The 13,445-nt window shown below is 57.1% G+C and carries 12 protein-coding genes; 10 read left to right on the forward strand and 2 right to left on the reverse strand.

Annotated elements, in window-relative coordinates:
- Window positions 1-107: 107 nt before the first annotated feature.
- From C0U40_RS03000 to C0U40_RS03010, 3 genes are all read left to right on the forward strand, one after another.
- Entirely contained in the window at window positions 108-683 is a 576-nt protein-coding gene (locus tag C0U40_RS03000) for a DNA-3-methyladenine glycosylase I (RefSeq protein ID WP_101654251.1), read from the forward strand.
- Between the two features lie 176 nt (window positions 684-859).
- Complete coding sequence (locus C0U40_RS03005; RefSeq protein ID WP_180957600.1) at window positions 860-1,951, forward strand: PAS domain-containing sensor histidine kinase; 1,092 nt, start codon at window positions 860-862, stop codon at window positions 1,949-1,951.
- A gap of 72 nt (window positions 1,952-2,023) precedes the next feature.
- Entirely contained in the window at window positions 2,024-2,494 is a 471-nt protein-coding gene (locus tag C0U40_RS03010) for a response regulator (RefSeq protein WP_286134746.1), read from the forward strand.
- Window positions 2,495-2,520: 26 nt separating this feature from the next.
- Here the strand turns inward: C0U40_RS03010 and C0U40_RS03015 are convergent, their stop codons facing one another.
- Window positions 2,521-3,102 carry a TlpA disulfide reductase family protein gene (locus C0U40_RS03015; protein ID WP_101654253.1) on the reverse strand — a complete coding sequence of 194 codons (582 nt, stop codon included), beginning with the start codon at window positions 3,100-3,102 and terminating at the stop codon, window positions 2,521-2,523.
- A gap of 42 nt (window positions 3,103-3,144) precedes the next feature.
- Between C0U40_RS03015 and argH the strand changes: the two genes are divergently transcribed.
- The 4 genes from argH (at window position 3,145) to C0U40_RS03035 (ending at window position 9,023) form a co-directional block, all read left to right on the forward strand.
- Entirely contained in the window at window positions 3,145-4,554 is a 1,410-nt protein-coding gene (gene argH / locus C0U40_RS03020) for an argininosuccinate lyase (RefSeq protein WP_101654254.1), read from the forward strand.
- A gap of 111 nt (window positions 4,555-4,665) precedes the next feature.
- Window positions 4,666-4,986, forward strand: a complete 321-nt coding sequence (locus C0U40_RS03025; protein WP_101654255.1) for a DUF2834 domain-containing protein — start codon at window positions 4,666-4,668, stop codon at window positions 4,984-4,986.
- An 84-nt stretch (window positions 4,987-5,070) separates the two neighbouring features.
- Window positions 5,071-6,342, forward strand: coding sequence for a diaminopimelate decarboxylase (gene lysA / locus C0U40_RS03030; protein WP_101654256.1), 1,272 nt, complete (start codon window positions 5,071-5,073; stop codon window positions 6,340-6,342).
- A 41-nt stretch (window positions 6,343-6,383) separates the two neighbouring features.
- Window positions 6,384-9,023, forward strand: a complete 2,640-nt coding sequence (locus tag C0U40_RS03035; RefSeq protein ID WP_101654257.1) for a TIGR02302 family protein — start codon at window positions 6,384-6,386, stop codon at window positions 9,021-9,023.
- 59 nt (window positions 9,024-9,082) lie between these two features.
- Here the strand turns inward: C0U40_RS03035 and C0U40_RS03040 are convergent, their stop codons facing one another.
- Window positions 9,083-10,912 (reverse strand): zinc-ribbon domain-containing protein, encoded by a 1,830-nt coding sequence (locus C0U40_RS03040; protein WP_101654258.1) that lies wholly within the window; start codon window positions 10,910-10,912, stop codon window positions 9,083-9,085.
- Window positions 10,913-11,089: 177 nt separating this feature from the next.
- Between C0U40_RS03040 and C0U40_RS03045 the strand changes: the two genes are divergently transcribed.
- The 3 genes from C0U40_RS03045 to C0U40_RS03055 are packed head-to-tail and all read left to right on the forward strand — an operon-like array spanning window position 11,090 to window position 13,439.
- Window positions 11,090-11,767, forward strand: a complete 678-nt coding sequence (locus tag C0U40_RS03045; RefSeq protein ID WP_101654259.1) for a cell division ATP-binding protein FtsE — start codon at window positions 11,090-11,092, stop codon at window positions 11,765-11,767.
- The gene (locus tag C0U40_RS03050; protein ID WP_101654260.1) at window positions 11,767-12,669 is read left to right on the forward strand and encodes a cell division protein FtsX; all 903 of its coding nucleotides are present in this window, start codon (window positions 11,767-11,769) and stop codon (window positions 12,667-12,669) included. The genes C0U40_RS03045 and C0U40_RS03050 overlap by 1 nt, the downstream gene beginning before the upstream one ends.
- Window positions 12,666-13,439: a lysophospholipid acyltransferase family protein gene (locus tag C0U40_RS03055; RefSeq protein ID WP_101654793.1), complete on the forward strand. Its 774-nt coding sequence runs from the start codon at window positions 12,666-12,668 to the stop codon at window positions 13,437-13,439. The genes C0U40_RS03050 and C0U40_RS03055 overlap by 4 nt, the downstream gene beginning before the upstream one ends.
- Window positions 13,440-13,445 lie beyond the last annotated feature (6 nt).

Here is a 13,445-nt window from a genome sequence, read left to right on the forward strand (position 1 = left end):
ACCGAACTTGCGGGCAAAATTCTAATATGAAGTTAAGGTTCACATTTTGTTCTAAATTGTGTTAACTTCTTTATAATTTCACAAGCATCTGAAAGTTATGCGCAATTATGTCTGAAACCCGATGTGACTGGTGTGGTTCTTTACCAATTTACGTAAATTATCATGATGAAGAATGGGGTGTTCCCGAATATGACAGCCGCGCCTTGTGGGAAAAACTGGTGCTAGACGGTTTTCAGGCGGGGCTGAGCTGGTTGACGATTCTCAAAAAACGGGAAGCATTTCGTGCAGCTTTTGCCGGTTTCGATCCCGAAAAGGTTGCCAGTTTCGGAGAGGCGGATGTCCAGCGGCTGCTTGGCGACGCCGGGATTATCCGGCACCGGGGCAAGATCGAGGCCGCCATTACCGGCGCGCAAGCCTGGTTGGAGCTTGAAGAAGGGAAGGGGTTCGCTCCCATGATGTGGGATTATGTGGACGGGCGCCCGCTGGTTAACCGGTTTGAGACGATGGCAGAAGTGCCGCCTTCATCCTATCTTTCCCTGAAGATTTCGAAAGATTTGAAAAAACTTGGCTTCAAATTTTGTGGACCAACGATTGTGTATGCCTGGATGGAGGCAACAGGGCTGATCAATGATCATCTCATAACCTGCCACAGGCACGAAGCCGTAAAGAAACTGGCGCGCTAAACGACCCTGGAAAGTTCTTAAACTTTTACAGACCAAAGGCGTTCCGCAAGTTTGGAAACGCTTTTTTAAGAAGTCTACCGGCATTCTGAATGCAAGCGACCCAACAATGTGTTTGGGCGGGTAAATTGCAGGAAAGAATGGCGGAACACTATTTAAAAACCGAACTTGATCACCAGATGAGCACGAATCCAGAAATGTGGAGCTTCGTGCAACAGGCGTCTCTGGATGGCGTCTGGTACTGGGATCTGGAGCGACCGGACCAGGAGTGGATGAGCCCCGAATTCTGGCGGCTTTTCGGAATTGATCCGGCAACCAAATCCCATAATCCCGCCGAATGGCAGGATATAGTCAATCAGGATGACCTGAAAATCGCATTGGTTAATTTCGAACTTCACTGCGCGGATCCTACGCATCCGTATGATCAACTGGTGCGCTACAGGCATAGCGACGGGTCGACGATCTGGGTGCGTTGTCGGGGTCGCGCCATACGGAATGATGAAGGCAAGGCCATTCGCATGTTCGGGGTGCACAACGAAATCACAGCGGTGCGGCGGCGCCACGAAACCGGACGGGAACTGGACGCGGCAAACAGCGAACTGCGCGACTTTGCTTATGCTGTTAGCCACGATTTGAAATCGCCGGTTAACACCGTCGGGATGCTGCTCGGCGAATTGCAGGAAGCGGAAGGCGAAAACCTCTCACAGGACGGCCAGCACCTTGTGGCACTGGCAGGAGAGTCAATCAAAAGAATGCAAATCTTCATCGAAGAATTGCTCCGCTATACGAGCATTATCGGTGAAGTGGTCGAATTTGTGCCGGTTTCGCTGCAATCCCTTGCAGAAGGAATACTAGAAGAGCTGGATGAACAGCTTCGTGCCGCCAATGTGGTGGTGGATTTGCAACCTTTGCCGCAATTGATTGCCCACAAAGAGCAGATGCGGCTGCTTCTTTCCAATTTGTTAACCAACGCAGCCAAATTCTCCCGCTCGGGATCTGGGAACCGGATTACCCTTAGCGGAGAAACGACCGAAGACAATCGTGTGATCCTGAAGGTCGCTGATCAAGGGGTCGGGATAGGCCGCGAAGATTTCGAAAAGATTTTTACAATTTTCACCCGTTTGCACCGGTCTGAACAGATTGCAGGCAACGGTCTGGGGCTCGCCCTGTGCCGGCGGATTGTGATGAACCACGGCGGGCGTATCACTGTGGAGTCGGATCTGGGGGCCGGTTCCTGCTTTACTGTCGAACTGCCGCAGTCCCAGACCTAGGCGTGGAAAGATTGGATTCGGCAGCGGAATAGAAGGAATTGCTATAGCAAACAAAGATTTAAGGAGAGGGTTATGACGTATGAGAAACACCGTTTTATTTCGAAGGATCACAATCCGGCCATACGAAACCTTATGGTGGTGGATGACAATAAAGTAGACCAGATGATCTACCGCAGGATTATTAAAAGGTCGGGTTTGGTGGGGCAGGTGCTACAGTTTCTGTCTGCCGAGGAAGCTCTGGTGCATCTGCGGCAGAAAGATCGGGCATTGGTTGATGCCATTTTGCTGGATATCAACATGCCCCGTATGGACGGGTTCGAGTTTCTCGCCGCTGCGACAGAGGAGTTGGGCGACAGCTTCACGCGGATGCTGGTCGTTATGCTCACAACATCTCTGGACCCCAGAGATGCGGCACGGGCCTCCCAATTCTCGGTGGTGAAGCAGTACCTTAACAAACCTCTGGTTCAGAAGCATCTGGAGCAGATTGCAGAATACCTCAACCGGACGACCACAGCGACAGGAGAGGTTCCAATGGAGCGATAGCAAATAAAAATGTGCCGCGCGCCGGACTACTTTGTGTTTGAAGTGATCAAGGCCTTAACAATCTCTTGGGCTTCCGGGCTGAACCAATCCGCATCACCACGCAGGCGGGCTATTTCCTGCCCTTGCGGGTTAAGGATCATTGTCATTGGCAGGCCGAATACTGTCATCTCGCGCGCCAGCTTCTGCTTTGGATCGCGGTAAATTTCAATGTTGGTGACGCCGGCTTCTTCAAAGAAACTGTGAATGGCAGGTAGCGGATTGTGACCGGTCGCGATTGTCACCACCTGAAAATCATCACCGCCATAGGCGTCCTGCAATGCGTCGAGGGTTGGCATTTCATGGCGGCAGGGGGCACACCATGTGGCCCAGAAATTTACCAGAAGATATTTGCCTTCGAAATCTTCAAACGTAACTGTTGTGCCATCTTCATCCTGAAAAGGAGTGTCGATGCGCGCAACCGGTTCAGCCGAAAACGCAAGTTTTTTCATATCGCCACCGCGCATTTCAGTCAGGGTGGCTATATTGGGGGCTTCGGCCAAGACAGGATTTGCGATTGTTGCCCCGGCGGCGTATAGCACTGCGGCAGCGAAAGCTTTTTTCAGGGTCATGTCAGGCCTCTTCCTATCGTGTTAACTTCGGGCGCATTCATCATGTCAGACAAAAAATCATCCTCCACGAAAACTTCCAATGCCATGTGGGGCGGGCGTTTTGCCAGTGGTCCCGATGCCATTATGGAAGCGATAAACGCTTCCATCGGTTTTGACAAACGAATGGCGCGGCAGGATATCGAAGGGTCCCGCGCCCATGCGGCAATGCTCGCCCAACAGGGCATCATTACTGATAGTGATGCAAAGGCGATCAGGGAAGGCCTGCTCACGGTCTTGTCAGAAATTGAAGGCGGAACGTTTGAATATTCCGCTGCCCTTGAGGATATCCACATGAATGTGGAATCCCGCCTGAAGGAGATCATCGGTGAACCGGCCGGACGCCTGCACACGGGGCGCAGCCGGAACGATCAGGTAGCAACGGACTTCAAACTCTGGGTTCGGGACCAGTTTGATGCGGCGATTTCCGGTCTGGACGCGCTGATCGCAGCGTTGCTGGATCAGGCAGAGGCGGGCGCGGATATGGTGATGCCCGGTTTCACCCATTTGCAGGTGGCACAGCCTGTCACTTGGGCTCATCACATGATGGCCTATGTAGAGATGTTTGCGCGGGACAAAAGCCGTATGATCGACGCGCGGGCACGGATGAATGAATCGCCTTTGGGTGCTGCGGCGCTGGCCGGCACGTCCTTTCCGATTGATCGCCATGCAACGGCAGAGGCGCTGGGCTTTGACCGTCCAAGCGCGAATAGTCTGGATGCGGTCAGCGACCGGGATTTCGCGCTGGAATTCCTGTCATCCGCTTCGATCTGCGCCACACACCTCAGCCGCTTTGCTGAAGAACTGGTGATCTGGTCGTCGGCCCAGTTCCGTTTCGTGGTGCTGTCGGACAGGTTTTCCACCGGATCAAGCATCATGCCGCAAAAGAAGAACCCCGACGCGGCAGAACTGATCCGCGCCAAGGTCGGCCGGATCAATGGCAGCCTGATCGGTCTGCTGACTGTGATGAAGGGGCTGCCACTGGCCTATTCCAAGGACATGCAGGAAGACAAGGAACAGGTTTTTGACGCGGCAGACAGCCTGATGCTGGCGCTGGCGGCGATGACGGGGATGGTGGCGGATATGCGCCCCAATGCAGACAGTCTCGAGGTCGCCGCGGCCAGCGGGTTTTCCACCGCGACCGATCTGGCGGACTGGCTGGTGCGTGCGCTCGGTATGCCGTTCCGTGATGCCCATCACGTGACAGGCGCCTTGGTTAAAATGGCCGAAGATCGCGGGTGCGACCTGCCGGATCTGTCGCTGGAAGACATGCGATCGGTGCACGACAAGATTACACAGGAAGTGTTCGGCGTGCTCGGAGTGCAGAATTCTGTGGCAAGCCGCGTCAGTTTCGGCGGCACAGCCCCTGCACAGGTACGAAAACAGATCGCAGCCTGGCGTGAAAGGATCAAATAATGCGGATTTTACTGCTCTGTCTGACAGTCGCTTTCGGCGTCTCTGCTTGCGGGATCAAGGATGATCCCGTGCCTGTCAGCGTTGCCGAATCCTAAACGGAAGGGGCCGGTTATGTCGGGCTTGCGTATGATTTATCTGGCTCTGACCGTTGCGGGCACCATTCTGCCGATGCGGTATTTCCTGCAATGGTTCGGGGAAAACGGCTTTGACATTATGGGGATGGTGGATGCGTGGCACGCAAACGCGGCATCTTCAGGGCTGGTCTGGGATCTGACTGTATCGGCGGCGGCGCTGGTGGTCTGGATGTGTGCCGAGGTTTACCAGCGCAAGGATTATTGGGTGCTCGCGCTTTGTCTGCCCGCCACCTTTGGCATCGGAGTCAGCTGTGGCCTGCCGCTTTATCTGTTTTTGCGGGCCCGCTCCGTCACTTGATCCGTAGGACCAGCCTGTAAAACAAGGGTGGTTTGGCCCTCCGTTTCGGTTTATGCGGGGCGGGCTTGAAGTAAGGACTGCACCATGGACCATTTTTTGTATCGCAACGGGGTTTTGCACGCGGAAGACGTGCCGCTGACGGAGATCGCGGCTTCTGTCGGAACGCCGTTCTATGTCTATTCCAGCGCGACACTTGCGCGGCACTTTACAGTTTTTGACGAGGCGCTCGCCGGTATGCCCCATCTGGTGTGCTATGCGATGAAGGCGAACTCCAATCTGGCGGTGCTGAAACTGCTGGGCGATATGGGCGCTGGCATGGATGTGGTGTCTGTCGGGGAGTATCTGCGCGCCAAAGCAGCCGGAGTTCCCGGAGACCGGATTGTCTTTTCCGGTGTCGGCAAGACGCGGGCCGAGATGGAAACGGTGCTGGCCGGAGGTATCCGCCAGTTCAACGTCGAAAGCGAGCCGGAATTGTGCCTTCTGTCCAAAGTGGCATCGGAAATGGGTGTGGTCGCTCCGATTACCGTGCGGGTAAATCCCGATGTGGATGCGAAAACCCATCCGAAGATCGCAACAGGCATGTCAGACAACAAGTTCGGCATCCCGATTGCACGGGCCCGCGAGGTTTACAAACTGGCCGCAGGGTTGCCCGGCGTGAAGGTCATCGGGATTGATGTGCACATCGGCAGCCAGCTTGTGGACCTGTCGCCTTACCGCGATGCCTTTCAGAAGGTTGCGGAACTGACAGAGCTGTTGCGTGCTGACGGGCACGAGATTTCCCGCCTCGATCTGGGGGGCGGGCTTGGTATTCCTTATGAACGCTCCAACGCCGCGCCGCCGTTGCCGATGGATTACGGAAACGTTGTGCGTGAAACAGTCGGGCATCTGGGATGCGAGATCGAGATCGAACCGGGTCGGCTGATTGCGGGGAATGCAGGGCTAATGGTGTCCTCTGTTATTTTCCGAAAGAACGGCGAGGGGCGCGATTTCCTGATTGTCGATGCTGCAATGAACGATCTGATCCGTCCGGCCATGTATGAAGCCCATCACGACATTGTTCCGGTTCTGGAACCTGCTGCAGGGGCGGAACAAACACCGGTGGATATTGTCGGGCCGATTTGCGAATCGGGGGATACATTCACCAAACAGCGTCCTATGCCCCATCTGGAAGATGGCGATATGATCGCATTCCGATCCGCCGGCGCATATGGCGCGGTAATGTCGTCGGAATACAATTCCCGCCCGATGATTCCCGAAGTTCTGGTGAATGGCGATCAATATGCTGTCATCCGGCCCCGTCCGACGTTTGACGAAATGTTAAATCGGGATAAGCTACCAGAGTGGATGCAGGACTGAGCCTGCCCACCTCTACCGCGGAAGGCGGCTGAAGGGTCTGGATGGCAGATTACGAGATCGACGTTGACAAACTGACACGCAAGGCCATGCGCGCCTTGACGTGGCGGTTGCGTTTAACCCGTGCGGCGCTTTTGCTGGAACGGGGGATGATTTGCTTTTGGCCCCTGATAACGCTGACACTTTTCGTCGTGGCTTTGGGGCGTCTTGGGCTGTTGCTGACACTGGACAGACCGGTATTGCTGGGTGGTATGGCCATAGCGGCAGTGTTTTGGCTTTGGTTCCTTGTGCGCGGGGCGCGTGGGTTTAACTGGCCGACTTTGGCGGATGCCAAGGCGCGGATCGATGCAAGAATGCCGGGCCGTCCGCTACAATCTCTGGATGATTCTATGGCTGTAGGGGCCAGCGATCCGGCGGCACGTTATCTCTGGGCGCGGCATTTGCAGCGAATGGCGGATCAGGCGCGCGGGGCGAAAGCCGCTCAACCCCATGTCCGCCTGTCCCGCCGCGATCCTTGGGCGTTACGTCTGATTGCGGTGTTCGTTTTTGCGGCGGCTGCTCTGTTCGGGCGAACGGATCCGGTGCAATCTCTGGTGCAAAGCCTGACTGACGAAGGGGCATTGATCGCCACCGGCCCAAGCTGGGAAGGTTGGGCAGAGCCACCGGCCTATACCGGAAAACCTGCTGTATATTTGAATGACGTCGCAAGCGGAGAGACACTTTCGCTGCCAGAGGGCACGCGGATTACCTTGCGGGTGTATGGAGACACTGAAGGCGCAGCACTTAGCGAAACGGTCAGTGCCGGCGGCGATACAGTGTTGAGCGCTGGCGAGACAGGCTTTGCGGAAACCACCCTTGATGTGCGCAAATCCGGCAGGCTTTCGATTGTGCCGCCGCAGGGGCCGGATGCGGGCTGGGATATTGCCATGATCGCGGATGAAGACCCGCAAGTTGCCCTGACGGATGAGATCAGTCGCACGGTGCAGGGTGCACTGAAGCTGCCGTTCGAAGCGCGGGATGATTACGGTGTTGAAGGGGGGACTGTGACCATCGAACTGGCGCTTGATGCCGTTGACCGGCGCTACGGTCTGGTGCTTGATCCCGAGCCGCGCGAGATGCTGACGCTGGAACTTCCTTTACCTTTCACACGCAAAACGGCCTCCTTCGAAGAGACACTTGTCGAGGATTTGGCAGAGCACCCTTGGGCAGGTCTTCCCGTAAAGATCGTCATGACTGTGGAAGATGCTCTGGGCCAGACCGGATCCGTGATTCCTGACATTGGGCCGATGCCGGGGAAGCGTTTCTTTGACACGATGGCCGCTGCCGTTGCCGAACAGCGCCGTGATCTGCTGTGGAACAGGGACAATAAAAAGCGGATTGTTCAGGTTCTGAAGGCGATCACCCATCGCCCCGAAGTCGCGTTCGAGCGGCGGGGGGAAAAGGCCTATCTGATGATCCGCACGGCCATGCGCCGGATGGAATACGCAGGTGACGATCGACTTAGTGATACAGTGCGGGACGAGGTTGCCGCCATGCTGTGGAAGGCTGCCCTGCTGATTGAAGACGGTGATCTTGCCGACGCGCGGGAACGTTTGAAACGCGCACAGGAACGCCTGTCCGAAGCCATGAAAAACGGGGCGACACAGGATGAAATCCAGCAGTTGATGGATGAGTTGCGTCAGGCCACCAATGATTACATGCGGCAGTTGGCCGAAGAGCAGCGTAAGGACGGCCAGCAAAACCAGCAGGCGGAAAACGGCCAGACCCGCGAAATGTCCCAGGATCAGTTGCAGCAACTCTTGGACCGCATTCAGGAGTTGATGGAGCAGGGTCGCATGGCCGAGGCGCAAGAGCTGATGGAACAGCTTCAGCAGATGATGGAAAACATGCGCGTTACCGAAGGCCAGAGCGGGGGGCAAGGCGGTCAGAACCAGCAGGCGATGGAGGGGCTAGGAGATACGCTGCGTGAACAGCAGGATCTGGCGGACGACACCTATCGCGAATTGCAGGAAGAATATGACCGGAACCGGCGCGAATTGCAGGAATCACAGGATCCGCCTTTGCAGGATGGTGACCGGCAGGGCCAGCAGCAAGGGCAGCAAGAGGGTCAGCAAAACGGTCAGGGGCAGCAAAACGGACAGCAGCAGGGTCAGGGTCAACGCGGACGCGACCAAGGGCAGGGTGCAGGACCGGGGCAGCTTGCGGAACGGCAAAGAGCGTTGCGGGATATGCTGGACCAGCAACGCCGCGAATTGAACCGCAACGGTGTCAACGGCGGCGAGGAATTCGAGCGCAGCCTTGAAGAAGCCGAACGCCAGATGGGCGAGGCCGAGGGAAATCTCGAAGACGGTAACTCTGCCGGTGCGCTCGACAATCAAGCCAACGCGCTTGAAGCGCTGCGTGAAGGAATGCGCCAGCTTGGGGAATCCCAGCGGCAGGCACAATCCGGTCAATCTGGCCAGCAGGGTTCCCAGCCCGGGCAGGGAGACCAGAACGCTCGCGATCCTTTGGGTCGTCCTTTGTCGGAAACCGGTCGGGTCGGCAGCAACGAAAAGCTGGTGCCAAGCGAGGAGCAGTATCGCCGCTCGCGTGAGGTTATGGACGAAATCCGTAAACGCTCCGGTGAACGTAATCGCCCTGCACTAGAGCTGGACTATCTGAAGCGGCTGCTAGACCGCTTCTAGGCCGATTTTTCTTAACCGTATTTTCACAAACGCACTGTAGGGTAGCAGTGGTCGGCGGGTTAGCCGCCGATCCGCCGTTCTATCAACAGACGCAGGCTGTCTATGGCCGATGCGTAGGGGTCAAGCACGACTGCTGCTGCCGGCATACCCGCGACTATCAGCGGGTGGAGCAGGTAGAGCGCAATGAGGATTGCAAAGACGAAGACTGTCCAGACGAATGCACGTCTGAAGCCGCCTGATTTACTACGCGCCAGTTGGTCCTCATGGGCTTCGCGCATTTCGCGGTCGCGGCGGCGGGGCTCCCCGCCATCACTGCGCAGGGATGCGTCCAGTTCGTCCACATCCGGAAGCAGGGACTTGCGGCCCGATTGGTTGGAGTCCGTTTCGTCGGTCAGGTCCGGTGCGTTCTCTTCCAGCGGGGACATGTCGGATGCATCTGCGTCCTCATCCAGCCCGAAGCCCTGTTTTACCCGCGCACGGGCGCGACCGGTTTTCGCTTTTGGCCGTGACAGCCCCATAATAGCAGCGGCGGCAACCCCTCCTTTCGGGGTGTCGTCGTCCAAGGCGTCTTCTTCATCAGCTTCATCCTTTGCGGCCGACGCGGCTGCATCGGCGCGATAGGCATGACGCGCACGATCCTCTTCCATGTCGTCGAAGTCGAGATCGTCGTCCTCTTCATCGTCTTCGTCGATTCTAAGGGCCGCAAGCATGTCCGAAGGGGAATCCTCTTCGTCCAAATCCGCCAGAGACAAATCTTCGGTGACGTCATCCTCTGTGTCCAGAGAATCGTCTTGGGCGTAAGGGTTTCGTAACTCTTCGGCTGTATCGTCGGGCAGAGGGTCGTCAGATGGCAGGATCGGGGTGTACTGTTCCTCCTCTCCCTCCGTTTCTGTATCCGGTTCCTGATCCGCCTCGGCAGCGCGGCTGGCGCCGATGGTTTCAAGCTGGCTGCGAATGGCTTCCAGGTCGGCGAGTGGATCAAAATCGGAATCGACGCCCTCATCCTCTGCCTCTGCATCGGTGGCTTCTGCCGGTTCGGGTCCCGACGGATCGGGCTGCAATGTGTCCTTGTCGCTGGCGTCGTCGTTGCTGTCACCAGCATGAGCGTCGAGAAACTCTGTCAGGCCCGCAAAGCCAAGATCGTCGTCCTCGTCAGGGGTGTCTTCCTCTGCCGCAGTTAGCTCAGAACCGGCGTCTGCGGACTCTTGCACAGGTTCATCCGCGTCGTCGTCTCTCCGGGGTACTTCTTCCGCAAAATCCGCCGCGCCCAGTTCTTCTGTCTCAAGCACGCTGTCGTCTGGTTCAGCTGCCTGCTCATCGTTTTCGGTCAGTGCGCGGTCGACAGCGATTTTCCGTTCCTCACCGTCTCCGTCAATGGCATCCGCCGTGGCCGCATCCAGTTTATCCCGCGCTGCCGAGGCAGAGGAAAAAGCCGCTTCCGATCTCAGAACATTGAGAACATCTTCGGTGACAGGGGCGGCACGCAGGTTTGGTGAAGGTGCATCATCATCATAGTCATCGTCGTCGTAATCGTCTTCGCTTGCGGAATAGCGCGGTGCTGAAGTGGCGGCGCTATCTTCAGCCGGGGCAGCTGATGCCGTTTCAGGGGCGTCGGCGCTTTCCGCTGTAACTGTGTCTTGCGCAGTGGTCCCTGCGGATTGCGCGCGTTTTGACCTGAAGTTGAGTTCGGGGAGATCGTCCAGATTGTCAAAGACGCCCTTGTCCTCGTATTCCTCGACGCTGTCGGAGGCACGATCGGGCAACATTTCTATATAGTCTTGAAACCAGATATTATCACAATTGGCGCACTGAACCTCGCGCCCGGACTCCGGGATCGCTGCTTCATCTACCTCGTACTGCGCGACGCATCTTGGGCATACTATACGCATGGCACCCTCGCTTATTTTTTTCTGCCAACCGCCAGCCCGCGAATCAGCGTTTTTACTAGTTTTAGCCGTGGAACCCTTTCATTCCAAGTATCTGTTCAAATTTGTAAACATTGCATGTATGGGCGGTATGAGCGAAAACCGACAAAACAGACTGTCGAACAGTAAACGAGGCACAGAGTGATAGAGCTGAAAAACGCGGGTTTTAACTATGGTGGGCGTGATATTCTCAGCGATATGACCCTGCGATTGTCCCCCGGATCGTTTCACTTCCTGACCGGGCCTTCAGGATCGGGAAAAACGACCCTGCTGAATCTATGCTATCAGGCCCTTATGCCCACAACCGGAATGGTCCGCATTTTCGAGCAGGACGTGCGGGCAATGACACGGGATGATGTGGCACGTGTGCGGCGGCGCATTGGTGTCGTCCACCAGAATTGCCAGTTTCTCGATCATATCAGTGTGAGGGACAACCTGACGTTGCCACTGGCTGTTTCAGGACGGGAGTCCGAAGTGGATCAGGGGAATGTCGACGATCTTCTGAGCTGGGTCGGGCTGAGCGAGAGGGGCGATGCCCTGCCGCCGGAACTGTCCGGCGGCGAGCGGCAGCGGGCTGCGCTGGCCCGCGCAATTATCATGTCGCCGGACCTGATCCTTGCGGACGAACCGACCGGAAATGTAGATTGGGAAATGGCGCAGAGATTGATAGCACTGCTGGTAGAGTTGAACCGGATGGGTAAGACGATCCTGATCGCGACCCACGATCTCAATCTGATCCGCAACACGAAATCCGAAGTCTCGGCGCGGGTTTTGCGGATCAACAACACCAAACTGCAACTGGCCGGAGCTGATTTGTAATGGATCGTTTGCGCAGTATATTTGAGGTTTTCAGCGGTGACACCAATGCAGACCGCGTGGTTCCGCCAAGCGGCTTTACTTCGCGGCTGACATCCTTCACCGCGGGTGCGATGGCTTTTCTGACGGTGTTTGCACTGGCCCTGTCACTGGCGACAGGACGGCTGGCGGATCGGTGGGATGCGGAACTGGCGCGGACCTCGACCATCCGCATCGCCGCCCCGGAAGGCCAGTTGGCCGCACAATCCGAAGCGGTGCTGGAGGTTCTGCGCACCACACCGGGAATTGCCAGCGCGCGGGTGATGTCGGATGCGGAACAACGCAAACTGCTGGAGCCCTGGTTCGGTCCGGACCTGCCGCTCGACACATTGCCGGTGCCCCGATTGATCGAGGTTCTGGAAGAGGGCAAAGGGCCGGATATGGCCGGACTGAAACTGCGGCTGAGCGCAGAAGCACCGGGCGCGGTTCTGGATGATCACACCCGCTGGCGCAAGCCGCTGGTCGATGCCGCTACGCGGCTGCGGTTGCTGGGGCTGGTGTCGATCATGCTGATCGCAGGCTCTATGGCGGCGATGATTACACTGGCGGCCCAATCCGCGCTGGCTGCAAACGGGCAGGTGATCGGGGTGCTGCGGTTGATCGGCGCGCGGGACGTTTATATCGCCCGCGCCTTTGTGCGCCGCTTCACCCTGCGCGCGCTGATCGGGGCTGCGATTGGGACGGCGCTGGCCATGATCGGTGTTGCATTTATGCCAGCTCCGGCGGAAGAAGGTGCCTTCCTGACCGGTCTCGGATTTGTCGGCTGGCATTGGTTCCTGCCACTAATCGTGCCGGTCATCGCCGCAGTTGTTGCTTTCTGGGCGACTCGTTTGGCCGCCTTTCGCGCTCTGTCGAGGTTAAGCTGATGTATGCAATCCAATGGCTCCGCTCCTTGCTGTTTATCGGACAAATGTATCTGGCCATGTTCGTCATGGCTCTGTTCTTCATTCCGATGACAATGATCAAACGGGAAAATTCCTACTGGGCGGTGCGCAGTTACTGTCGCTGGGTGCGATGGACGGCCAGCTGGATGGTCGGGCTGAAATCCGAAGTGCGCGGAGAAGTGCCGAGCGACGAGGTGCTGGTCGCCTCGAAACATCAAAGCTTCTTTGACATCATCCTGATTGTTTCTGCGGTCCCGCGGCCCAAGTTCATTATGAAGGCTGTGCTGAAATGGGCGCCGATTTTGGGCTGGTTCGCGCTGAAAATCGGCTGCGTGCCGGTGGAGCGGGGCAAGCGCGGCGCGGCGATCAAGCAGATGGTGGCGGATGTGAAATCCGGAGCGCAACTTCCCGGCCAGTTGATTATCTTCCCCCAAGGCACCCGCGTAGCGGCAGGGGCGCATTTGCCCTACAAGGTGGGTGCTGCGGTGCTGCACCAGCAGACAGGGCAACCTGTTGTGCCCGCTGCGACCAATGTGGGCGTGTTCTGGCCGCGCCACGGGATTTACCGCAAGCCGGGGTTGGCTGTTGTGGAGTTCCTGCCGCAGTTGCGGGCCGAAGATCTGGACGGAATGGACGCTGGTGAGATCACGAAAGTGCTGGAACAGGCGATTGAACCTGCTTCAAACCGTTTGATGGCAGAAGCCGGTTTTCTGATCGGGGAACAGGGGCAGCCAACCGAGGCTAAAGATTAACAGAGA

It is taken from the genome of Neptunicoccus cionae (genome assembly GCF_002860325.1).
Taxonomy (GTDB): domain Bacteria; phylum Pseudomonadota; class Alphaproteobacteria; order Rhodobacterales; family Rhodobacteraceae; genus Amylibacter; species Amylibacter lutimaris.

Excerpts from the sequence above, each read along its gene's own strand:
- C0U40_RS03000 (WP_101654251.1), top strand. The coding sequence starts at position 108 with ATGTCTGAAACCCGATGTGACTGGTGTGGTTCTTTACCAATTTACGTA.
- C0U40_RS03005 (WP_180957600.1), top strand. The coding sequence starts at position 860 with ATGAGCACGAATCCAGAAATGTGGAGCTTCGTGCAACAGGCGTCTCTG.
- C0U40_RS03010 (WP_286134746.1), top strand. The coding sequence starts at position 2,024 with ATGACGTATGAGAAACACCGTTTTATTTCGAAGGATCACAATCCGGCC.
- C0U40_RS03015 (WP_101654253.1), bottom strand. The coding sequence starts at position 3,102 with ATGACCCTGAAAAAAGCTTTCGCTGCCGCAGTGCTATACGCCGCCGGG.
- argH (WP_101654254.1), top strand. The coding sequence starts at position 3,145 with ATGTCAGACAAAAAATCATCCTCCACGAAAACTTCCAATGCCATGTGG.
- C0U40_RS03025 (WP_101654255.1), top strand. The coding sequence starts at position 4,666 with ATGTCGGGCTTGCGTATGATTTATCTGGCTCTGACCGTTGCGGGCACC.
- lysA (WP_101654256.1), top strand. The coding sequence starts at position 5,071 with ATGGACCATTTTTTGTATCGCAACGGGGTTTTGCACGCGGAAGACGTG.
- C0U40_RS03035 (WP_101654257.1), top strand. The coding sequence starts at position 6,384 with ATGGCAGATTACGAGATCGACGTTGACAAACTGACACGCAAGGCCATG.
- C0U40_RS03040 (WP_101654258.1), bottom strand. The coding sequence starts at position 10,912 with ATGCGTATAGTATGCCCAAGATGCGTCGCGCAGTACGAGGTAGATGAA.
- C0U40_RS03050 (WP_101654260.1), top strand. The coding sequence starts at position 11,767 with ATGGATCGTTTGCGCAGTATATTTGAGGTTTTCAGCGGTGACACCAAT.